Source organism: Saccharopolyspora sp. NPDC002578 (genome assembly GCF_053592695.1).
The window spans coordinates 74,022-95,408 of the sequence record NZ_JBSFWJ010000020.1; the positions used below are offsets into that span (position 1 = coordinate 74,022).

The 21,387-nt window shown below is 71.5% G+C and carries 17 protein-coding genes; 7 read left to right on the forward strand and 10 right to left on the reverse strand.

Annotated features, from left to right (window positions below; translation table 11 throughout):
* Window positions 1-49: 49 nt before the first annotated feature.
* From ACWD38_RS12810 to ACWD38_RS12835, 6 genes are all read right to left on the reverse strand, one after another.
* Window positions 50-850 (reverse strand): hypothetical protein, encoded by an 801-nt coding sequence (locus tag ACWD38_RS12810; RefSeq protein ID WP_246457119.1) that lies wholly within the window; start codon window positions 848-850, stop codon window positions 50-52.
* A complete protein-coding gene (sigM, locus tag ACWD38_RS12815) occupies window positions 847-1,455 on the reverse strand; it encodes an RNA polymerase sigma factor SigM (RefSeq protein WP_184484029.1) in 609 nt (202 codons plus the stop codon). The genes ACWD38_RS12810 and sigM overlap by 4 nt, the downstream gene beginning before the upstream one ends.
* A gap of 103 nt (window positions 1,456-1,558) precedes the next feature.
* Complete coding sequence (locus tag ACWD38_RS12820; protein WP_184484031.1) at window positions 1,559-3,130, reverse strand: protein kinase family protein; 1,572 nt, start codon at window positions 3,128-3,130, stop codon at window positions 1,559-1,561.
* Window positions 3,131-3,226: 96 nt separating this feature from the next.
* On the reverse strand, window positions 3,227-5,086 hold the full coding sequence (murJ, locus tag ACWD38_RS12825) for a murein biosynthesis integral membrane protein MurJ (protein WP_184484033.1): 1,860 nt from the start codon (window positions 5,084-5,086) through the stop codon (window positions 3,227-3,229).
* 153 nt (window positions 5,087-5,239) lie between these two features.
* Entirely contained in the window at window positions 5,240-7,525 is a 2,286-nt protein-coding gene (locus tag ACWD38_RS12830) for a DUF6049 family protein (RefSeq protein WP_184484035.1), read from the reverse strand.
* Window positions 7,522-8,085, reverse strand: coding sequence for an NUDIX hydrolase (locus tag ACWD38_RS12835; protein ID WP_184484037.1), 564 nt, complete (start codon window positions 8,083-8,085; stop codon window positions 7,522-7,524). The genes ACWD38_RS12830 and ACWD38_RS12835 overlap by 4 nt, the downstream gene beginning before the upstream one ends.
* A gap of 98 nt (window positions 8,086-8,183) precedes the next feature.
* On the opposite strand from ACWD38_RS12835, the gene ACWD38_RS12840 reads away from it, so the two are divergent.
* Together ACWD38_RS12840 and ACWD38_RS12845 are read left to right on the forward strand one after the other, a co-directional pair.
* A complete protein-coding gene (locus tag ACWD38_RS12840) occupies window positions 8,184-9,680 on the forward strand; it encodes a CCA tRNA nucleotidyltransferase (RefSeq protein WP_450124100.1) in 1,497 nt (498 codons plus the stop codon).
* A gap of 290 nt (window positions 9,681-9,970) precedes the next feature.
* A complete protein-coding gene (locus ACWD38_RS12845) occupies window positions 9,971-10,543 on the forward strand; it encodes a YqgE/AlgH family protein (RefSeq protein ID WP_343071642.1) in 573 nt (190 codons plus the stop codon).
* A 67-nt stretch (window positions 10,544-10,610) separates the two neighbouring features.
* Here ACWD38_RS12845 and ACWD38_RS12850 read toward each other — a convergent pair whose 3' ends face one another.
* Window positions 10,611-11,003 (reverse strand): SdpI family protein, encoded by a 393-nt coding sequence (locus tag ACWD38_RS12850; protein ID WP_184485997.1) that lies wholly within the window; start codon window positions 11,001-11,003, stop codon window positions 10,611-10,613.
* Between the two features lie 70 nt (window positions 11,004-11,073).
* Between ACWD38_RS12850 and ACWD38_RS12855 the strand changes: the two genes are divergently transcribed.
* Window positions 11,074-12,186, forward strand: coding sequence for an esterase-like activity of phytase family protein (locus ACWD38_RS12855; RefSeq protein ID WP_450124101.1), 1,113 nt, complete (start codon window positions 11,074-11,076; stop codon window positions 12,184-12,186).
* A 4-nt stretch (window positions 12,187-12,190) separates the two neighbouring features.
* Here ACWD38_RS12855 and ACWD38_RS12860 read toward each other — a convergent pair whose 3' ends face one another.
* Window positions 12,191-12,844, reverse strand: coding sequence for a hypothetical protein (locus ACWD38_RS12860; protein ID WP_450124102.1), 654 nt, complete (start codon window positions 12,842-12,844; stop codon window positions 12,191-12,193).
* Between the two features lie 309 nt (window positions 12,845-13,153).
* Between ACWD38_RS12860 and leuS the strand changes: the two genes are divergently transcribed.
* From leuS to ACWD38_RS12875, 3 genes are all read left to right on the forward strand, one after another.
* Complete coding sequence (leuS, locus tag ACWD38_RS12865) at window positions 13,154-16,087, forward strand: leucine--tRNA ligase (RefSeq protein ID WP_450124103.1); 2,934 nt, start codon at window positions 13,154-13,156, stop codon at window positions 16,085-16,087.
* 287 nt (window positions 16,088-16,374) lie between these two features.
* Window positions 16,375-18,339 (forward strand): acyl-CoA dehydrogenase family protein, encoded by a 1,965-nt coding sequence (locus ACWD38_RS12870; protein WP_450124104.1) that lies wholly within the window; start codon window positions 16,375-16,377, stop codon window positions 18,337-18,339.
* Window positions 18,340-18,652: 313 nt separating this feature from the next.
* Window positions 18,653-19,123 carry a CAP domain-containing protein gene (locus ACWD38_RS12875; protein ID WP_450124105.1) on the forward strand — a complete coding sequence of 157 codons (471 nt, stop codon included), beginning with the start codon at window positions 18,653-18,655 and terminating at the stop codon, window positions 19,121-19,123.
* Between the two features lie 177 nt (window positions 19,124-19,300).
* On the opposite strand, the gene ACWD38_RS12880 is transcribed toward ACWD38_RS12875, so the two are convergent.
* Together ACWD38_RS12880 and ACWD38_RS12885 are read right to left on the reverse strand one after the other, a co-directional pair.
* Window positions 19,301-19,810 (reverse strand): immunoglobulin domain-containing family protein, encoded by a 510-nt coding sequence (locus tag ACWD38_RS12880; protein WP_184484054.1) that lies wholly within the window; start codon window positions 19,808-19,810, stop codon window positions 19,301-19,303.
* Window positions 19,811-19,956: 146 nt separating this feature from the next.
* Complete coding sequence (locus ACWD38_RS12885) at window positions 19,957-20,694, reverse strand: TetR/AcrR family transcriptional regulator (RefSeq protein ID WP_184484056.1); 738 nt, start codon at window positions 20,692-20,694, stop codon at window positions 19,957-19,959.
* A 211-nt stretch (window positions 20,695-20,905) separates the two neighbouring features.
* Here ACWD38_RS12885 and ACWD38_RS12890 point away from each other — a divergent pair, with 211 nt between their 5' ends.
* Window positions 20,906-21,262: a glutaredoxin domain-containing protein gene (locus tag ACWD38_RS12890; RefSeq protein ID WP_184484058.1), complete on the forward strand. Its 357-nt coding sequence runs from the start codon at window positions 20,906-20,908 to the stop codon at window positions 21,260-21,262.
* Window positions 21,263-21,387 lie beyond the last annotated feature (125 nt).

Consider the following 21,387-nt stretch of genomic DNA (forward strand, 5'->3'; position numbering starts at 1 on the left):
CTAGGCGCGTGTGTTCCCGGCTCCGCCGCGCGTGACGAGCCTGACCCGCTCAGCCTCCCAGGGTGCTGTCGGAGATCGTCGCGGGGCGGTCCGGGCCGCAGTCCTGGCCGACGACGAGGATGCGGAACCGGCCGATCCCGCCGCCTTGCAGCACCAGCGCCCTGGCCGGTTCGCCGTCGATCGTGACTTCGCGGGCGCCGAGCGGATTTCCGCTGCTCACGCCGTTGGCCTGCAGGCAGCCGAGCAGCTGTTCGGGGTCGGCGAGCGCGCCGTACTGCTCGGAGCCGAGCGCTTCGCCGAGCCGGTCCGCCGGGAAGGCGTCTCCGCGCAGCGCCAGCGGCGGCGGACCGTCCTGGGGCGGCGGCGCGGCGGCGTTGTCGGTGTCCCCCTGCAGGATTCCGCCGGTGCCGAGCACCACGATTCCCGTCACCGCGGCGGCCGCGGTGAGCAGGCCCGCCGTCCAGCCCGCGCGCTTGCGCCTGCGCCGGCGAGCGGCGGCGAGGTCGAGCACCGGAGCGGGTTCGGGTTCGACGGGCTGACCCGCGGTTCCGGCGGAGTTCGGGTTCTCGCCCTCGGGTGCCATGGCCCAGGAACGCAGTTCCGCCTCGAGCGCTTCGTCCAGCTTGGCCGCGACGTCGTCGGGCACGGTCGGAGCCGGCAGCTCCGCCAGTTCGGCGCTGGTGGCTTCCAGCGCGGCGAGCAGTTCGCTCGCCTCCGGGTCGGCCTGGATGCGCGGCAGCAGCTCGTCGGCCACGTCCTGATCGAGCACTCCCGCGTGCAGATCGGCCACCAGATCCAGCGACCACGGTGGGCCTTGCGGCGTTTCGGGGCGCCGTTGTTCGCCGCTCATCGTCCCTCCCGTCGACGCTTGGCGTTGGCGTCATCTGGGACGTTCGCATCCGCACTCGGGTTCCGCAGGTGTCCCAGAAGTTTCGCCAGCTTCACCCGGCCGCGGGCGCAGCGGCTCTTCACGGTGCCTTCGGCGACGCCGAGGATGGCGGCGGTGTCGGACACCGAATAGCCCTCCACGTCGACCAGCACGATCGGCGCGCGCTGCTCCTCGGGGAGGGCGGCCAGCGCGTCCTGCACGGCCATCCGGGTGTCCTGCTCCTCGATCGCGTCGCGCGGAACGGCCGGCTCGGCCGGCCCGGTATCGGGCAAGGGCACCGTCGGTCTCGCCTGGCGCCTGCGGATCCGGTCCAGGCAGGCGTTCACCACGATTCGGTGCAACCAGGTGGTGACCTGGGATTCCGCTCGGAACGATCCGGCGTTGCGGAACGCGGAGATCATCGCGTCCTGCAGCGCGTCGGAAGCGTCCTCGTGATCGCGCATGGTGCGCAACGCGACCGCCCACAACCGATCGCGGTGCCGGCGGAACAACTCGGCGAACGCGTGTGGGTCACCGCTGGTGTGCGCCGCTATGAGGTCGGCGTCCGATCTGACGGGGGCAGACACGTCTGAGCACTCTACTGATCGTGAGGTCGCCCACGATCACCGCGCCGCGGCCCGCGCGGGACCAGGACCGGGTTCGGTCCCGCGCGAACCGGAGGCGTGCTGCTCAGGCCGCCGTGCCGGAGATGCTGATCTCGTTGATCCGGGTCTGGAACTTGCCGCCCGACGGCGAGATCTGCGTCAGCCACACGATCACGTTCTGGGTGGGCTGCGCCGCGTCGATCGGGATCGTGGTCTTGCCCGCGGCCAGCGTCTGCTGCCCGAGCAGCGGGCTGGAGTCGAAGTTCGGGCTGGTGCCGTCGGCCGCCCGGATCTCCACCACGGTGCCCGCGCTGGGCGAGTCGATGACCACTTCGCGGACCGTCGTCGGCGCCGAGAAGCTGAGCACCGTGCCGGTGCCCGACTTGAACCCGTTGCCGAACTGGTCGTTGTAGGAGTCGGTCGCCCAGGACGTCGACGGGTCGCCGTCGAACAGGTTGCCGATCTTGCCGGGGCTGTCCGGGGTCTGCTCCTTGACGAACGGGGTCCCGCCGGTTACCTGGACCGGGACGGCCTGGTCCGGGGTCGGTGCGGGCTGCTGCGCGTTGTCGTCGCCCAAGGTCACCGACGGGCCTTCGGCCTCCGGGTTGCCCGCGAACATGCCGATGAGGTTGGCGACGATCCAGCCGACGACGAGCAGCGTGGCCACCGCCAGGGCGCCGACGCTGATCGCCAGCTTCTTGCGCTTGACCTTGTCCGGCTTGGGGTCCTGGGTGCTCCAGACCTCGTTGGTCTGCGTCGCGCCGCCCGCGGGTCCGGACTGCACGGCCGAGGACGAGGCCTCGAACGTGGCGTGCTGCTCCAACACCCGCAGCACCGCTGCACCGGTGCGGACGCCGCCGGTGGTGCCGTGCGTGTCGGGGCTGCCGAGGGCGCGCAGGGCGACCGTGGACAGCTCCAGCGGCACCGTCGGGCGCAGCGTGCGCGGCGCGACGATGGTGCCGTCCGGTCCGGTCGGCGCGGTCGCCAGGCCTTCGGGGGCGGAGTCCAGCGCCCAGCGCCCGGTCAGCAGCAGGTACAGCGCGGCACCGAGCCCGCGCACGTCGTCGCTGGAGCTCGCGGTGGACAGCGGCCCAGGGAAGGCCATCCGGATGTCGCCTTCCGGCGTCACCCGGATCCGCTGCGGGTGGTCCGCGCCGAGCACCAGCCCGGCGTGGTGCGCGGCTTCGACAGCGGCGGCCAGCGGTTGCAGCAGCCGCGCCGCGGTGCCCGGCTGCAGCGGCCCGTCCCCGATCAGCTCGATCAGGTCGGTGCCGTGCGTCCATTCGGCGATGACGACGCCGAGCACGCCCTGCGGGTCACCTGGTGCTGGTGTCACGACGTCGAGCACCCGCGCGACGCCGACGTGGTTGAAGGTGCTGGCGTGCATCGCGCGTTCCAGCGTGCGCCGCGCGCTCGTCGCCGCATCCGATTGGGAGCGGTCCCCGGTCAGGATGGTCAGCGCGACATCGCGTCCGAGCACACCGTCCTTGGCCCGCCACAGCTGCGCGTCGCACCGGGGATCGGTGCCGACCTTCTCCAGCAGGCGGTATCGGCCGTGGTCGAGTACCGCGCCGGGGGTCAGCTGTTCGGCGTCGTCCGCCGTCGAATCGCCCGCGTCACGTTCCGGCATCGCTTGCCTGGTCGGTTTGCTGCTCACCTTCCCTCTCCCGCTCCTCCCGCTCCAGCCGGGGGGCACTGAACACCCCCTCCCCACGGGAGAAGACTTCCGCCCCGAGGGTACGTGACGCCAATGTCAACGACGACGCAGCAGAGCGGTGAGCCGCCCGATCGCAGGCTCCAGTTCCCGCACCCGGAGCAACGCCATCAATCCGAAGATGATCGCGAAGCCCACGATCGTGCCCGCCAGCAGCTGCAACCAGCCCGTTCCGGCGCCAGCGGGACCGGGGATCAACGCGTCCACGCCTGTCGTGGCGCCCCAGGCCGCGAGCCCGCCGAGCACCGACGCGAGCAGCGTCTTGCCCAGCGTCGCCAAGAACTTCGCGCTGCCCAGCGGACCCAGGCGCCGCCGCAACCACGCCTCGCCGACGAGCCAGCCGACGACGAAGCTGAAGGAGTTCACGAAGGCCAGGCCGTAGACGACGTCCTGCGGCGACAGCACCAACGGCGTGAGCAGCGCCATGACGACCTTGGCCGCGGTCATCACGACCATGATCAGGGTCGGGGTGCGGGCGTCCTTGAGGGCGTTGAACGTCCGCATCTGCATCATCGTGATCGCGTACGGCAGCACGCCGAACGACGAGACGGCGATCGCCAGCCCGACGCTGCTCGCGTCCGTCGCGGAGCCCTTGAGGCTGAACAGCGCCAGCGCCAGCGGCACGCCCAGCACCGTCATCACGGCGCTGATCGGCATCAGCGCGACGGTGGAGAGCCGGTTGCCCAGCGACAGGTCTTGCACGACCCGCGGGTAGTCGTGGTCGGCGGCGGCCGAGCTCATCCGGGGCAGGATGGCGGTCATCACCGAGAACCCGATCACGCCGTACGGCAGCTGCAGCAGCATCCAGGAGTACGTGTAGATCGAGTAGGAGCCGGCGTCGGCGGCCGTGGCGACCTTGGTGAGCGCGATCAGACCGACCTGGCTGACGGCGACGTAGCCGACCATCCACAGGGTCAGGCCGCCGAACTCGGACAGCCGCGGGTCCCATTCCCAGCGCCAGCGGAACGTGAACCCGGTCCGGCGCAGCGCCGGGATCTGGATCAGCGACTGCACGGTGACGCCGAGCGTCACCCCGATCCCGAGGGTGAGCAGGTGCGCGTCGTCCATGCGCACCGGGTCGACGGAGATCCGGCCGGGCAGCGAGGCGTAGACGCCGAGCGTGGCGAGCACGACGAGGTTGTTCACCACCGGCGCCCAGGCCGGCGGGCTGAAGATCTGCTTCGACTGCAGGATCGCGCCGACCAGCGCGCTGATCCCGTAGAAGAAGATCTGCGGGATCAGCAGGTAGCTGAACGCGGTGACCAGCGCCGGGTTCGACGAGTCCCCGTCGGAGATGAACAGCCAGGTGAGGGCGGGCGCGGCGATCACCGAGATCGTGGTGCCGACGATCAGCAGCACCGTGGAGATGGTCAGCAGCCGCTGCACGTATGCCTCGCCGCCGTCGGCGTCGGACTTGGCGGCCCGGACCAGCACGGGGACGACGACGCTGGTCAGCACCCCGCCGAGCAGCAGCTCGAAGATGCTGTTCGGCAGCGTGTTGGCGACGGTGAACGAGTCGTTCTCCACGCCGAAGCCGATGATCAGCGCGAGCAGGATCTTCCAGCCGAAGCCGGTGATGCGGCTGATGAGGGTGGCGATGGCCATCGAGCCGCTGGCGCGCAGCAGGGACTTGCCGCCGCCGGAGCCGCCGGTGGGCCGCAGCACCCGGGTCTGCTCTTCGGCCTGCTCGGCAGCCTGGTCGAGGCCGGGTTCGGGCAGCACGGCCGGGATGGGCTGCGTCTCGGCGGCGTGCCAGCCGGGCGGCGGCGTGGCGCGGTGCGGCACGGTCCCGCGTTCGGCGGACACCGGCTGCGCGGCGCGCGGCGCCGGTTGCGAGCGCGGCGGCCCGCCCGGTTCGACGCGCGGGATCTGCTGCGTCCGGTCGTCGGCGGGGGGCATGGGGCCGCCCGCGCCGGGACCTGCCGCGCCGGGACCTGCCGGCCCCGCCCGCCGTGCTTGCGCGTCGCTGTCTCGGTTCACTGCCTGTGCCCTTCACTCACCGCCTGCGGCCACGCGCGGGACGTCACTCCCGCGTGTGGCCGGACCAGGATGTCAGCTCGGGCCGCGGTCACTTTCGGTGGTGCTGCCGGGAGAGACGGGGAACATCCGGGGGTTGGTCGTTTCGCTCGCCGACGGAGCCGGAGCGGAGCTCGCCGCGGACTCGCCCGCCCGGCCGCCGCTCGCCGCGGCCAGCCTGCTGCGGCGCGCCCGCAACCTGCGCAGGATGCGGCGCGCGGACAGGATCACCAGCAGCGCGCTGGCGATGGCGGTGAACCCGACGGTGAACGGGTCGTAGGTGTAGGACTGCAGCTGGATCCGCTTGGCCGGGCCCAGCTCGGTGCCCGCCTCGGTGACCACGTCCATGTCGACGGTGAACTGCCCGGCGCGGTGCACCTCGGTCTCCAGCCGGAAGTGCCTGCGGCCCTGCGCAGGCACCCGGATGACGCCGAGGTCGCGGGTCTCGATCCCGGCGGTCGCGGGGATGCGCAGCCGCACCGACACGGTCACCGGCAGGTCGTTGGTGACGGTCATCGGGATCGGCGCGTTCGACGCCGTGAGCGTGATCTTGCCGGCGAACTCGTCGAGCCGGACGCGGGCGAGCACGCCGTTGAGGGTGTCGGTGGCGACCCGCACCCAGTGCCGCGCGGCGGCCGGGTTGTCGCGCCAGGCGCTGGAGGCGCCGCGCAGCAGCCCGTTGCGCAGCGGCGTGGTCAGCGCGGCCGGGTCGAGATCGGCGGCCGGGTCCTTCTGGGTGGAGCGGTAGAGGTCGCCGACCTTGTAGTTCTGCTCCGCGAGCTGGTCGAGCACCGGCCGCGGGATCTCCTCCGCCGCGTTCTCCTGCGGGTAGTCCAGCCGGGACACCGGCAGCGCGGACTCGCTCTGCTCGGCCTGCCCGGTGGTCTCCGGCAGCCCGGCGGGCCGCACGTAGCCGGCGTCGGCCAGCCCGCGCATCCCGTCGAGCAGCGCGCGCAGGTCCTCACCGCTGAGGTTCCACCGCCGCGGCGGCGCCAGCACCGAGGTCGCGCCGCCCTGCGCTCCGGCGGTCGCGCGGAACGCGAGCGCGCCGAGGGTGTTCTGCACGGTGGCGGCACCGTTGCCGTCGGGCGACATCGCCGTGGTCTCCAGCGGGGAACCGTGCATCGGGTCCAGCGCCTCGGACAGCAGCGGGTCGACGGGCACCGCCACCGGCCCGTCCTCGTAGAGCCGGGACGGGGCCAGCGAATCGGTGGACATCGCGGACGGCTCCATCAGCATCGTGCCGATGCCGAAGTCCGCGAGCTTGCGGGCGGTGGACTCGTCCAGCGCGCCTTCGATGGGCCACAGCACGCTGCGCCGCGGTTCGACGCCCAGCACCTGCTGCACCACGCCCGCGCCGTCCAGCGAGCCCTTGATCAGGTCGGGCAGGTCGGCGTGGTCCAGCGCGGCCACGTCCGAGTCGGCGTAGGGCAGCGCCAGCACGCAGCGGCCTTCGGTGGCTTCGCGCAGCTTGTTCAGCCACAGCTGCGCCGAGGCCGAGCCGGTGCCGTCGCGCAGCCCGCCGTCGGCCTGGCGCACCAGGTAGCCGCGGCTCATGGCCTGCACGGTGGCCAGCAGGTCCGGGTCGATGGCGAAGCACAGGCCGTTGCCCAGCGGGGATCCGCCGCCCGCGTTGTCCACGACGGACTGCACGAGGTCGTAGAGCCGCCCACCGGGGGTGAGCGAGCCCGCGAGCGCGTCGTCGGCGAGCACGGCGCGCTGGCCGGGCGTGCCCTCCTGCTGCATCCGCGGGTAGTCGACGATCGGCAGCAGCATCGCGACGGGCGCGGGCTCCGCGGGTTTCGCGGGCGGAGCGCCGGGCGGCGCGAGCACCGGCAGCAGGAAGTGCGATTCGCCGATGCGGGCGCGACCCCCGTCGCCGGGCTGGCCGTTGACGTTGACCAGCAGCGGGAACACGCCGGGTTCGGTGATCTCCAGCGAGTCCGGGCCGTTGACGGGCACCCGCAGCTCGAACGGGGCCTGCTGCCCCGGAGCGAGGGTGTCGATCATCGGGCGGAAGCTGGTCTCGTTGACCGTGGCGGCGTTGCCGCGCAGCGCGTCCTGCGCGGCCGGGACGGACTGCGTCGGGTAGCCGCGCTGCACGCGGGCCTCGATGCCGTTGATCGTGGCGCCGGTCGTGTTCGTGATCCGGCCGCTGATCGTCACTTCACCCGGCGCACCCGAGATCACCGATGGGGTGACCTTGGTCACTTCGAGTCGGGTCGTGCTCGAATCGCCCTGCGCGCTCGCCGTGCGGGCCGCGGTGATCGGAATCCCGCTGACCAGCAGGACCGCGACCACAGCGGCTAGCAGACACCTCACCCCGGCTCCGTTCCCGTGTTCCGGGGAGGTTTCCGGCTCCCCGTCTCCGCCTCGCCCGTGCCCGGCAGCGCATCGCCGAGCAGCGTCAGCGCGTGCCGCACCAGACGCCGCTCGTCGGCGTAGGCCAGCACTTCGTCCAGTTCACCTAGCGGCACCCAAGCCACCTCGGTGACCTCCACGTCCTCGTCCGAAAGTTCTCCGCCGACCGCGTCCAGCAGGAAGTGGTGCACCGTCTTGTGCACGCGCCGGTTACCGGCGACGAACCAGTAGTCGATCGTGCCGATCGCCACCGTCACCCGTCCGATGATCCCCGTCTCTTCCGCGACCTCGCGCACCGCGGTCTGTTCCGGCGTCTCACCAGGCTCGATGTGGCCCTTCGGCAACGACCACAGCAGTCGCCCCCTGCGGTCGGACCTACCGATGATCGCAGCGAGCCGTTCGGCGTCGGCGACCACCAGCCCCCCGGCCGATGTCTCGTCCACGGTCTGCAGCCGCCGGCGCCGGCGCCGGTTCCGGCGCCCCGGCTGTGCGCCGCCGGAGCGGCCGGGCGACGGAGGCATGCGGCCGATGGTAATGCGATCAGAGCGGGTACCGGCGGTCGAACCGCTGCGGGCCGAGGCCCGGAGATCCTCGGCTGAGCAGCCGATATCCTCCCCCTGTGGCCCCTTCGACCCGTGATGCCCCCGACGACGCCGACCTGCGCGCCCGCGAACGCGAGGCCCAGCGCAACGCGGTCGTCGAGCTCGTGAAGGTCGCCCCGGTGGCCGAGGAGCTCGCCGAGCGGTTCGCCGCGGCGGGCCACCGGCTGTACCTGGTCGGCGGCAGCGTCCGGGACGCGCTGCTGGGCAGGCTGGGCACCGACCTCGACTTCACCACCGCCGCCCGGCCGCACCAGGTGCGGGAGCTGCTCGACGGGTGGGCGGAGACGATCTGGGACACCGGGATCGACTTCGGCACCCTCGGCGCCTACAAGCGCGGGACGACCGTGGAGATCACCACGTTCCGCGCCGACAGCTACGACGGCGTGACCCGCAACCCGGAGGTGGCGTTCGGCGACACCATCGAGGGCGACGTGCTGCGCCGCGATTTCACGGTGAACGCGATGGCCATCGAACTGGGCGCGCGCGAGTTCGTCGACCTGCACGGCGGCCTGGAGGACGTGGCCGCCGGGCGGTTGGACACGCCCGCGACGCCGCAGGAGTCGTTCGCCGACGATCCGCTGCGGATGCTGCGGGCCGCCCGGTTCGCCGCGCAGCTCGGGTTCGAACCGGCCGACCGCGTGCTCGCGGCGATGCGGGAGATGGCCGACGAGCTGGCCCGGATCACCCCGGAGCGGGTGCAGGCGGAGCTCTCGAAGCTGCTGTGCGGGAAGTTCCCCCGCAAGGGTGTGGAGCTGCTGGTGGAGACCGGGCTGGCCGAGCACGTGCTGCCCGAGGTCTCGGCGATGCGGCTGGAGATCGACGAGCACCACCAGCACAAGGACGTCTACGAGCACTCGCTGGTCGTGCTGGAGCAGGCCATCGACCTGGAGCAGGCGGCGGACCCGGACGGCGAGCCGGACCTGGTGCTGCGGCTGGCCGCGCTGCTGCACGACATCGGCAAGCCCGGCACGCGGCGGTTCGAGCCGGGCGGCGGGGTGAGCTTCCACCACCACGAGGTGGTCGGCGCCAAGATGGCCCGCAAGCGGCTGCGGGCGCTGCGCTACTCGAAGGAGATCGTCAGCCAGGTCTGCGACCTGGTTTACCTGCACCTGCGGTTCCACGGTTACGGCGAGGGCCAGTGGACGGATTCGGCGGTGCGCCGCTACGTGACCGACGCGGGACCGCTGCTGCCCCGGTTGCACAAGCTGGTGCGGGCCGACTGCACGACTCGGAACAAGCGCAAGGCCAACGCGCTGCAGCGCTCCTACGACGACCTCGAGGAGCGGATCGCGCGGATCGCCGCGGACGAGGACTTGGCGCGGGTGCGGCCGGACCTGGACGGCAACGAGATCATGCGGCTGCTCGGGGTGCCGCCGGGGCCGCAGGTGGGCCGGGCGTGGAAGCACTTGAAGGACGCCCGGCTGGATCGCGGTCCGATGGAGCACGAGGAGGCCGTCGCGGAGCTGTACCGCTGGGCCGCCGAACAGGGCATCGAGGTCCCCGGCGAGTCCTGATCCGCGGGCCGCGCGGCGACGGTCGGGCGCGGTTGGCACCGCGTGGCGTTCGCGACTCCGCCGGATCGCGTATCTCGGCCGCGTCGGGCGGCGCAGCGGTGGCAGTCGCGGATTCATTTCAGCGTTCTTGCTGATCAGCGCGTTCTATTAATACTCAGGTGGACAACTGAGTACGCGCGAATCGCTGCTCCTAATCGTTGGACATGAACGTGCGGCTGCACCGGGCGGAAATCCGCCGCGTTCGCGGCACGGTCACGCCAGGCGGGGCTCCGCTCTGCGATCATGCGGAGGTGGAATCAGACGCGGAGGTGGAGCCGGGGACGCTGCTGGTGGCTGCTCCGCAGCTGCTCGACATGAACTTCCGCCGGACGGTGGTCTACATCATCCACCACCGGGGCGAGGGCACTCTCGGCGTCATCCTGAACCGGCCCAGCGAGGTCGCCGTCAGCGACGTGCTGCCGCAGTGGGCGCCGCACGCCAGCGAGCCGCCATCGCTCTACGTCGGCGGACCCGTGGAGCAGCGGACCGCGATCTGCCTGGCCGCGCTGCGCGCCGGGGAGGACGTCAAGCGGATCAGCGGCATGGTCGGGGTGCGCGGCCCGGTCGGGCTCGTCGACCTCGACGGCGATCCGGACGACCTGGTGCCGAGGGCGCGCGGGCTGCGGTTCTTCGCCGGCTACGCCGGCTGGGACGCCAAGCAGCTCGCCGGGGAGATCGAACGCGGCGACTGGATCATCGTGCCCGCCCTGCCCGACGACGTGATCGCCGCGCCCGGCGCGGACCTGTGGGGGCGCGTGCTGCGCCGCCAGAGCACCCCGCTGGCCTTCCTCGCCACCCACCCCGGCGACGTGAAGCTGAACTGACGCGAGCCCCGGAACAGCAGAACGCCCGCGACCGGGAAGTCGCGGGCGTTCGTGTCGTGGTCGGGGGTCAGCCGCAGCAGCCGCCGGGGCAGCCGCCGCAACCGGCGGTCGCCGGTGCGGGGATCGCCTCGGCCGCCTTGTTGCCGAGGACGCCGCCGACGACCATCAGCGCGAACGCGCCGGCGATGCCGAGCACCGCGACGACGACCGCGCTGGTCACGGTGGTCAGCAGCGGCTCGGAGACGCCCGCGAGGATCGCCACCGCGCCCCCGGCCAGCATCGCGGGCGCGCCCACCCGGTTGCCGAGCGCGAACGCCTCCTCGCTGCGCAGCGTCGCGGGCGTGCGGACTCCCACGTAGCGGTTCGGCGGCAGCTGGCTTCGCAGTCCGCGCCACCCGATGAACACCAGCGCCGCTCCGAGCACAACGAGCAGCGCGCACAAGATCACCTGCACAGCCATCACCTGGACAGGGTACGGCTGCCGCTTTTCCGACATCTGTTCGCTACCTGGCTGAGGTTCGCTGGGTCACATGAGCGCGAACAGGTTCCCCGTCGCCCTGGCCGCCGCGGTGCTCGCGATGGCGGCCGCACCGGCGGCGTGCGCCGCGCCCGCGAGGCCCGCGCCCCCGGACGGGGTGCGCCTGCTGGGCGAGCGGACCCTGCCGTGGGCGACGACGTTCCAGGGCACCGCCGTCGGCGGCCTCTCCGGCCTGGACCACGACCCGCGCACCGGCCGGTGGGTGTTCGTCAGCGACGACCGCTCGGAGCAGGACCCGGCGCGCTCCTACACCGCCGACGTCGAGGTCCGGGCCGACGGGCTCGGGGCGTGGACCCTCACCGGGACCCACCCGTTCCGGCGGCCCGACGGCGCCACCTACCCGCCGATCTCCGCCGGTGACGGCACCACCGTCGATCCCGAGGAGATCCGCTTCGACCCGTGGTCGCACGACGTGTGGTGGACCAGCGAGGGCGAACGGGACCCGCGGTCGATCGACCCGTCGATCCGCTCGGCGGCCCCGGACGGCTCGTTCCGGGCCGAGCTGCCGTTGCCGCCGAACCTGGTCCACCGCCCGGACTCGGGTCCGCGGCGCAACGAGTCGCTGGAGTCCCTCGCGTTCGCCGACGGCGGTTCGCTGGTGGTCCACGCCGTCGAGTCCGCGCTGCTGCAGGACGGCGACCCGCCGACGACCGAGCACGGCGCGCTCAGCCGGATCACCGTGCAGGACCGCGGCGGGCGGGTGCTCTCGCAGCACGCCTACCCGGTCGACCCGGTGTTCGCCGAGTCCGGCGGCGAGCCCGGCGACAACGGGATCGCCGCCGTGCTCGACGCCGGTGACCGCCTCCTCGTGCTGGAGCGGGCCTACGTCGAGGGCGCGGGCAACTCCATCCGGATCTACGAGGCGGACCTGCGCGGTTCGGACGACGTCAAGGACGTGCCCTCGTTGCGCGACGCACCGGTCCGCCCGGTGCACAAACGACTGCTCGCGGACCTGGCGCAGTTCGACCTCGGCACCGTCGACAACGTCGAAGGCCTCACGTGGGGGCCGCGCCTGCCCACCGGTGAGCGCACCCTCGCCCTGGTCAGCGACAACAACTTCTCCCCCACCCAGACGACCCGGCTCATCGTGCTGGCGCTGCGGTGAGCGGTCACCGCGGGCAGAGGTCGCGCGGGCGCTGCTCCCACAGCATCGGGACGCGGTCGTAGCGACCGGCCTGCTCGGGCAGCGTCGGCGACAGGTGGTCCAGCACCCGGTAGATCTCCGCTCGCCGCGCGGGCAGATCCAGGTGGAAGATCGGCTCGTGGTGCATGATGCGGTTGCGCAGCTCCAGCAGGCCGGAGAGCCGTTCGTGCAGGTCCCGCCGCGGGCCGCGGAACCGGGGGAACGCGCCGTGCAGGGCGGGCACCCAGAGCGTCCGGTCATAACCGCGCCCCTTGCTCGTCAGCGACACCCAGAAGCCCAGCGACAACTTCGCCACCACGTCGTCGGCGGTGAAACCGGCCTGCTTCTGCCGCTTCAGCTTGGCGTGCTCCTTGGCCACCGCTCGCCTGCCGTAGTCGGTGAGCTGCACGAGCTCCCACCACTGCCCGCTGCCGAAGTGCTCCCGCAACCGCTCGTGCACCCCGTTGCGCAGGCCGATCTCCAGCCAGTGCAGCGGCGCGTAGAAGGCCGCCGAGACGTCCAGGTTCCAGCGGTAGAGCCGCAGGGCGTCGGCGTGCTCGCCGTTCGCGGCGGTCAGGTACCGCTGGAAGCGAGCCGCGGACAGCGTGCTGTGGATCCAGGCGGGCTGGTCGCCGGACATCGAGGTCCCCCGAGTCGTGGAGTGATCGGGACGCGCCGGAAGTCGTGCTAGGGTGGCGGCGTAAGCCCCAGGTTCGCCTCTGCGATCAGTTCGCACGCCACCTGGGGCGTTTTGCGTCTGCGTCCCGCTGGTGGTGATCAGGTTAGGGAGTGCCGCGCCCGCGCTGTCAATCCGCGTCCGGTCGCGGTGTTCCCGACCGCCCGGCGGCCCCGGCTTCGGTCAGGGGCGGGCCGCGGAAAACCGGTTGGGGGTGGGCGGCACACTGGGGGTGTGCGATCCGCGCGGTGAGCAGGGAAGGAAACGCAGGTGATGAGCGGCCAGGCAGCAGGCGTGACGAGCGAGCCGACGGGAGATCCGTCGACGGGGAGCTCGGCGAACGGGAGTGAGGAGACGCCCCGGTTCCGCTACACCGCGGAGACGGCGGCGCAGGTCGAGCAGCGCTGGCAGCAGCGGTGGGAAGAGCTCGGCACCTTCCACGCGCCGAACCCGGCCGGTCCGCTGAGCACCGGTTCCGAGCTGGACGCGGCGAACAAGCTGTTCATCCAGGACATGTTCCCGTACCCGTCCGGTTCGGGGCTGCACGTCGGGCACCCGCTGGGCTTCATCGGAACCGACGTCTACGCCCGCTTCCACCGGATGCTGGGCCGCAACGTGCTGCACACGATGGGCTTCGACGCCTTCGGACTGCCCGCGGAGCAGTACGCGGTGCAGACCGGCACGCACCCGCGCACCACCACCGAGCAGAACATCGAGCGCTACCTGCGCCAGATCCGCAGGCTGGGCCTGGGCCACGACGAGCGCCGGCGGGTCGCGACCACCGACGTCGAGTTCTACAAGTGGACGCAGTGGATCTTCCTGCAGGTCTTCCACGCCTGGTACGACACCGAGGCCGACGGCGGCAAGGGCCGCGCGCGGCCCATCGCCGAGCTGGAGAAGCAGTTCGCCGACGGTGAGCGCGCCACCCCGGACGGCCGCGCGTGGAGCGAGCTGGGCCGCACCGAGCAGCGCGAGCTGATCGACTCCTACCGGCTGGCGTACCTGTCGGAGGCGCCGGTGAACTGGGCGCCCGGCCTGGGCACGGTCGTGGCGAACGAGGAGGTCACCGCCGACGGCCTGACCGAGCGTGGCAACTTCCCGGTGTTCCGCCGGAACCTGAAGCAGTGGATGATGCGGATCACCGCGTACTCCGACCGCCTGGTGGACGACCTGGACCGGCTGGACTGGCCGGACAAGGTCAAGAGCATGCAGCGGAACTGGATCGGCCGCTCGCAGGGCGCGAACGTCACGTTCCAGCTGGACGGGTCCGCCGAGCGCGTCGAGGTGTTCACCACCCGGCCGGACACCCTGTTCGGCGTGACCTACCTGGTGCTGGCCCCGGAGCACCCGCTGGTGGACGAGCTGACCGCCGCCGAGTGGCCCGAGGGCACCCGCGACGGGTGGACCGGCGGCGCGTCGACCCCGGTGCAGGCGGTCGCGGACTACCGGCGCACCGCGTCGATGAAGTCCGACATGGACCGCCAGGAGAACAAGGACAAGACCGGCGTGTTCACCGGCGCCTGGGCCACCAACCCGGTCAACGGCAGCCGGATCCCGGTCTTCGTCGCCGACTACGTGCTGATGGGCTACGGCACCGGCGCGATCATGGCGGTGCCCGGCGAGGACACCCGCGACTGGGACTTCGCGCAGGCCTTCGAGCTGCCGGTGGTGCGCACCGTGCAGCCCACCGACGACCACGTCGACGGCGCGTTCACCGGCGACGGGCCGCGGATCAACTCCGCGAACCCCGAAGCCGGGCTGGACCTCAACGACCTGGGCCTGGACGAGGCCAAGAGCACCGTCATCGACTGGCTGGCCGAGCGCGGCCACGGCACCGGCACGGTGCAGTACAAGCTGCGCGACTGGCTGTTCGCCCGGCAGCGCTACTGGGGCGAGCCGTTCCCCATCGTCTACGGCGAGGACGGCGAGCCGCTGGGCGTGCCGGAGAGCTCGCTGCCGGTGGTGCTGCCGGAGGTCGAGGACTACTCGCCGCGCACCTTCGACCCGGAGGACGCCGACAGCCGCCCCGAACCGCCGCTGGCGAAGGCCACCGAGTGGGCCGAGGTGGAGCTGGACCTGGGCGACGGGCTCAAGGACTACCGCCGCGACACCAACGTGATGCCGCAGTGGGCCGGTTCCTGCTGGTACCAGCTGCGCTACATCGACCCGGTGAACGACTCCGAGTTCGTCGACCCCGCCAACGAGCGCTACTGGATGGGGCCCCGGCCGCAGTCGCACGGCGCGGACGACCCGGGTGGGCTGGACCTGTACGTCGGCGGCGTGGAGCACGCGGTGCTGCACCTGCTGTACTCCCGCTTCTGGCACAAGGTGCTGTTCGACCTGGGCTTCCTGAGCTCGGAGGAGCCGTACCGGCGGCTGTACAACCAGGGCTACATCCAGGCGTTCGCCTACACCGACTCCCGCGGCGTGTACGTGCCCGCGGACGAGGTCGAGGAGCGCGACGGCAAGTTCTTCTTCGGTGCGGAGGAGGTGCGCCGCGAGTACGGGAAGATGGGCAAGAGCCTGAAGAACTCCGTCTCCCCGGACGAGATGGCCGACGCCTACGGCGCGGACACGCTGCGGCTCTACGAGATGGCGATGGGCCCGCTGGACACCTCGCGGCCGTGGGCGACCAAGGACGTCGTCGGCTCGCACCGGTTCCTGCAGCGGTTGTGGCGCAACGTCGTCGACGAGAGCACCGGCGAGCCGCGCGTCACCGACGAGCAGCCCGACGAGGAGGTGCTGCGCGCCCTGCACAAGACGATCGACGGGGTGCGCGAGGACTTCGACGCGCTGCGCTTCAACACCGCGGTGGCGAAGCTGATCGAGCTGAACAACCGCGTCACCAAGGCGTACTCGGGTGCCGCGGGCACGCCGCGCCAGGTCGTGGAGCCGCTGGTGCTGATGGTCGCTCCGCTGACCCCGCACCTGGCGGAGGAGCTGTGGTCGCGGCTGGGCCACGAGGGCGGCCTGGCCCACGGCCCGTTCCCGGTCGCGCAGCAGGAGTACCTGGTCGAGGACACGGCCGAGTACCCGATCCAGATCAACGGCAAGGTCCGGTCGCGGGTCGTGGTGCCCGCGTCGGCGTCGCAGGACGAGGTGCGCACCGCGGCGCTGGCCGACGAGAAGGTGGTGGCCGCGCTGGAGGGCAAGGAGCCGCGCAAGGTCATCGTCGTTCCCGGCCGGCTGGTCAACGTCGTCGCCTGACCTCCCGTTCCGCCGCGCACGGCCCGCTCCCCGGTTCTTCCGGCGAGCGGGCCGTTTCGCTCGTGGCTCCATGTCGACTTGTCGGCTGGACGACTCGTGCATGGCCCCGCACCTCGGTCCTGCGACCTGCGTCGATGCTGGGCTCGGATGGGGCGACTCCCGGCGGTTCCGCGCGAAATTGCGGGGGTGTGGATCTGACGTGGAGGGTGGCGAGAGAGGTCACATAGCTGACCTACTGGCGAGTAACTAGGCTCGATCGAGACGGCACCAGACCTGTGGAGGCTGGCATGGACATCCCGAAGACACCCGCTCGGTTCGACGCGGACGAATTGGCGAACCTGCTCGACGGGCGGTGGGCCGGGGTGCGCGCCAAGGTGCGCGAGGCGCTCGAAGGAACCGCACTGCCACCCGGTGACCACCTGGACACCGACTCGCACCGCGCGCAGACCCTCGAACAGCTGCACCTGCTGGTCAAGAGCGGGATTCCGGAGATCGGCTTCCCCGCCGCGCAAGGCGGTCAGGGCGACGTCGGCGGCTCCGTCGTCTCGCTGGAGATGCTGGCCGGGAACCTGTCGCTGATGGTCAAGGCCGGCGTGCAGTGGGGCCTGTTCGGCGGCGCGGTGCAGGCGCTGGGCACCGAACGCCACCACGAGCGCTACCTGCCCTCGATCATGAGCCTGGACCTGCCCGGCTGCTTCGCGATGACCGAGACCGGGCACGGCTCCGACGTGCAGCACCTGCGCACCACCGCCGAGTACGACCCGGCGACCGAGGAGTTCGTGGTGCACACGCCGCACGAGTCGGCGCGCAAGGAGTACATCGGCAACGCCGCCCGCGACGGCCGGATGGCGGTGGTGTTCGCACAGCTCATCACCGGTGGCGAGCGCCACGGCGTGCACGCGCTGATGGTGCCGATCCGGAACGGGGACGGCTCCGCCCGGCCCGGCGTGCACCTGTCCGACTGCGGCCGCAAGGCCGGGCTCAACGGCGTCGACAACGGGCGCATCACCTTCGACCAGGTGCGGGTGCCGCGCGAGGCGCTGCTCAACCGCTACGGCGACGTGGCCGCCGACGGCACCTACAGCAGCCCGATCGAGAGCACCGGCAAGCGGTTCTTCACCATGCTCGGCACGCTCATCCGCGGCCGGATCTCGGTGGCGGGAACCGCTGGCAGCGCCGCGAAGCTCGCCCTGGAGATCGCGCTGCGCTACGGCACGACCCGCAGGCAGTTCGACCGCCCGGGCACCGCCGAGGAGACCGTCGTCCTCGACTACCTCGGCCACCAGCGCAAGCTGCTGCCCGCGCTGGCGAAGTCCTACGCGCTGCACTTCGCGCAGGAACAGCTGGTGCAGACGCTGCACGAGGTGTCGGGTTCCGGGGACGAGCGCGCGCAGCGGGAGCTGGAGTCGCGGGCCGCCGGGCTCAAGGCGCTGACCACCTGGCACGCGACGAGCACCATCCAGGCCGCCCGCGAGGCGTGCGGCGGTGCCGGCTACCTGGCGGAGAACCAGCTGCCGCAGCTGAAGGCCGACACCGACGTGTTCACCACCTTCGAAGGCGACAACACGGTCCTGCTGCAGCTGGTCGCGAAGGGGCTGCTGACCGACTACAAGGACCAGTTCGGCGAGCTCGGCACCCTGGAGGTGGCGCGGTTCGTCGCCGACCAGTTCGTCGGCGCGGTCATCGAGCGCACCGCGGCGAAGTCGCTGGTGCAGCGCCTGGTCGACGCCGCGCAGCGCGACGACGAGGAAGCGGTGTTCGACCGCGGCTGGCAGCTCAAGCTGTTCGACGACCGCGAGCGCCACGTCCTCGACGGCGTCGCCCGCAGGCTGCGGCGGGCCACCGGCAAGGACGCGGACCCCTTCGAGGTGTTCAACAACGCCCAGGACCACGTGCTGCGCGCGGCCCGGGTGCACATCGACCGGGTGGTGCTGGAGGCGTTCGTCGCGGGCATCGAGCGCTGCACCGACGGCCCGACCGCGCAGCTGCTGGACCGGGTGTGCGATCTGTACGTGCTCGCCACGATCGAGGAGGACCGGGGCTGGTTCCTGGAGCACGAGCGGATCACGCCGCGTCGCGCGAAGGCGGTGACGGAGGCGGTGAACGGCCTGTGCCAGGGGCTCCGGCCGCACGCGGTGGAGCTGGTGGAGGCGTTCGGCCTGCCGCGCCAGTGGATCACGGCTCCGATCGCGACGGGGGCGGAGGCGGCCCGGCAGGACGCCCAGCGCGCGCACGACAGGACGCTCGCCTGATCTTCTCCCTGGAATGGCCCGTTCGACCTGATTCATTCGGTCGAACGGGCCGGTTTCTTTCGCGTCTCGTTCGTGAATGACGAAGTCGATTGATCCGCTCGGTCGAACGCGGAATTCGATCGCCCCGAAAAGGGTGCATCCGCTGCCGGCTCCCGCTTGATTCGAGACCGCGCCGTCGCGGAAGAGCGCAAAAACCGTTCGCCCGTGTGGGTTAAAAGATCGACAGGAATTTGAGCACGGATAGTGTCTTGATCTGTGTTGTGAGGCACATATAACGGAACTATCTCACCCGTCGTGGGTAGTTTGCGTCCCCATGGCATGGACCAATTTGCAACGTTCCGTAATCGCGTCGGGGCTCGCGGCCGTAGCGCTCGGAGCCGGTGTCGCGATCCCGGCGCAGGCCTTCGCGGCCGACACCGGGCAGCAGCAGCGCGTGGTCGAGCTCGTGAACGAGGCCCGAGCGGGAGCCGGCTGCGAACCGCTCACCTCCGACGAGCGGCTGACCACCGCCGCGAACGGGCACAGCGATGACATGTCCGCCCGCGACTACTTCTCGCACACCACGCCCGAGGGCGTGACCTTCGACCAGCGGATCAAGAACGCCGGCCACTCCTCACCCGGTGCGGAGAACATCGCCGCAGGGCAGAGCAGCGCCGAACAGGTCATGGACGCCTGGATGAAATCCGCCGGGCACAAGCGCAACATCCTGGACTGCTCGCTCAAGAGCATCGGAGTCGGCGTGCAGACCGACGGCTGGTACTGGACCCAGGACTTCGGCCGCTGAAACTCCGAGAAGAACTGATCCGGCGCGGACTCCGCACCGCCCCGAAGAATGCGGCCGAATCGCGCCGGATCGAGAAAGACCCGGTCGGGCCGGGAAAATAAGGGGTGTCACACGTGCGGCCAGGGAACCGCTGCTCCCTCTCGCGGGCCCTGGCCGCACGCTCCCCGCTCCCCCGGCTCAGCTGACCTGCGGTCCGATGTTCCCGATGCGCACCGGGCCGTCGATCTCGCTGCTCGGCCAGGCAACGCTGATCCCGCCGCGCTGCGGCAGGTCGAATGTGATCGACGAGACCGGCTTCGGGTCGGCCGACTCCGCGGGCGTCGCCAAGTAGGCGACGCCGGGGTGCTGCTCGTCGATCGTGTAGCGCTGCTCCGAACCCGGCTCCGGGATGACCGTGCTGATGCCCTCCACCGCCTCGTCGCCGTTGAAGAAGGTCAAGGTCGACGGCTCCCCCTCGACGTCGCAGGACACACCCGGCTTCGCCTCGAAGGTGATCGCGAACAGCCGGCCGTCGTTCGGCGCGTGGCCCTCGGTCACCGACACGTTCAGATCACCGGGAGCGCACCACGGATAGGGCCCGGCGGGCGCCGCGGTGGCCGCGCCGGCGGTGAGCAGCGCACCCCCGCCGACCAGGGCGCTGAGCGCGGTGGCGGTGGCGGCGCGGCGGAACTTCGACGAGATGGCCATGGTCTCTCCCAGTGATCGGTGCAACTGCCTGTGATCACTAGGACGCGCTGCGGTGCCGAGGGATGTCCCCCGCCGGGAAGAAGTGAGATCCCGGACTCCGAGGCAACCTCGACTCGCCTCGGGCGTCTTCGCCGGGCGATCCCGGTTCAGGCGATGCCGATCTCCTTGGCCAGCTCGTCGAGCAGCGACTCGTAGAGCAGGTCCGAATCGACCAGGGTGAACGGGAAGCGCCCGAACACCTCCAGCGCCACGTGCCCGTACAACCGCACCCACCAGCGCAGCAGGACGAACACCGCGGTGGTGTCCAGGGCTTCGGCGGGCATCTCGATGCCCTCGTCGGAGAAGGCGTGCGCCAGCGCCTGCTGGTTCGACGCGAGCTCGCCGTGCAGGCCCGCGGGCGCGGCCTCGTGGTTCACCAGGTTCGTGGCCTCCACCATCAGCGGGCCGATGATGCGCATGAACACGCTCGCGAACCGGTCCTCGGAGCCGTCCGGGTGCGCGGCCCCGCCCTCCGGCTCGGAGGTCTCGTCGGCGCGGGTGGCGAACACCAGCGCGAACTCCTTCGGGTGCGCCAGCGCCCAGCGGCGGAAGCCGTGGCACACCGAGTTCAGCTTGCCGCGGAAGTCGGCCGGATCCGCGCCGCGCACCCGTTCGGTGAGCTCGGTGACGAGGTCGGTGCAGATGTCGTCGCCCAGCTGGCGGAGCAGGTCCTCCCGCGAGTCGTAGTAGCGGTACAGCGCCGGGGCGGTGATGCCGAGCTCGCGGGCGATCGCCCGCAGGGTCACGGCGTCGCGTCCCTTGGTGACGAGGAGGGCGCGAGCGTGCTCGCGGATCTCCATTTCGGTCGCCGCGCGGATGCGTTCGCGCCGAGTGCCCTGGCTCATGGTGGGTGTGCTCCATCAAGTCTGCCGCCGCACGGGTGGCGCGGATTGACGACGTCGCACGCACCGTAACGGTTCGTAGCGGCCGGATCGCCGGAGTGGCTCCTTCCCGCTGCACCGGAATAACCCGGTCCGCGGCGGCGTTGGCGCGAGCGAGGGGCAGTGGATCACCGGTGTACCCGCGGTGATCACCCGGAACAGGAAGGTGTGATCGATGAGCGCGGACGGTGAGCGGACTGACGAGGGCGGGACCGGCGCGGAGCTGATCGTCTACACCAGGCCGGGTTGCCCGTTCTGCACCTCGTTGCGCGCGGGACTGCGGCGCCAGGACCTGGAGTTCCGGGAGATCGACATCTGGCAGGAGCAGGGCGCGGCCGCCGCGGTGCGCGCGATCGCCGACGGCAACGAGACGGTGCCGACGGTCGTGCTGGGCGACTGGTCCGCGGTGAACCCCTCGGCCTCGCAGGTGCTGGACGCGGTGCGCGAGCACGCGCCCGAACTGCTCCCGGAGAGCAAGCCCGGACTCGTATCCGGAGCCCTCAACGCCTTGGGCCTGCGCCAGACCGACTGATGGTTTCCGGTCCCGGCCTGCCGTAGGGGGCAGGTGGCGGAACCTCAGCGTTCTTCTCGCTGCGGGATCTTTTTCCCAAGTGGCTCCGCCACGAGGGAAAAAGCTGTCCTCGCGAGAAGAACGCT

What these genes read in the sequence shown, in the direction of transcription:
- leuS (WP_450124103.1), top strand. Translation starts at nt 13,154, where the DNA reads ATGAGCGGCCAGGCAGCAGGCGTGACGAGCGAGCCGACGGGAGATCCG.
- ACWD38_RS12850 (WP_184485997.1), bottom strand. Translation starts at nt 11,003, where the DNA reads ATGGCTGTGCAGGTGATCTTGTGCGCGCTGCTCGTTGTGCTCGGAGCG.
- ACWD38_RS12855 (WP_450124101.1), top strand. Translation starts at nt 11,074, where the DNA reads ATGAGCGCGAACAGGTTCCCCGTCGCCCTGGCCGCCGCGGTGCTCGCG.
- murJ (WP_184484033.1), bottom strand. Translation starts at nt 5,086, where the DNA reads ATGCCCCCCGCCGACGACCGGACGCAGCAGATCCCGCGCGTCGAACCG.
- ACWD38_RS12890 (WP_184484058.1), top strand. Translation starts at nt 20,906, where the DNA reads ATGAGCGCGGACGGTGAGCGGACTGACGAGGGCGGGACCGGCGCGGAG.
- ACWD38_RS12875 (WP_450124105.1), top strand. Translation starts at nt 18,653, where the DNA reads ATGGCATGGACCAATTTGCAACGTTCCGTAATCGCGTCGGGGCTCGCG.
- ACWD38_RS12835 (WP_184484037.1), bottom strand. Translation starts at nt 8,085, where the DNA reads ATGCCTCCGTCGCCCGGCCGCTCCGGCGGCGCACAGCCGGGGCGCCGG.
- ACWD38_RS12860 (WP_450124102.1), bottom strand. Translation starts at nt 12,844, where the DNA reads ATGTCCGGCGACCAGCCCGCCTGGATCCACAGCACGCTGTCCGCGGCT.
- ACWD38_RS12880 (WP_184484054.1), bottom strand. Translation starts at nt 19,810, where the DNA reads ATGGCCATCTCGTCGAAGTTCCGCCGCGCCGCCACCGCCACCGCGCTC.
- ACWD38_RS12810 (WP_246457119.1), bottom strand. Translation starts at nt 850, where the DNA reads ATGAGCGGCGAACAACGGCGCCCCGAAACGCCGCAAGGCCCACCGTGG.
- ACWD38_RS12885 (WP_184484056.1), bottom strand. Translation starts at nt 20,694, where the DNA reads ATGAGCCAGGGCACTCGGCGCGAACGCATCCGCGCGGCGACCGAAATG.
- ACWD38_RS12870 (WP_450124104.1), top strand. Translation starts at nt 16,375, where the DNA reads ATGGACATCCCGAAGACACCCGCTCGGTTCGACGCGGACGAATTGGCG.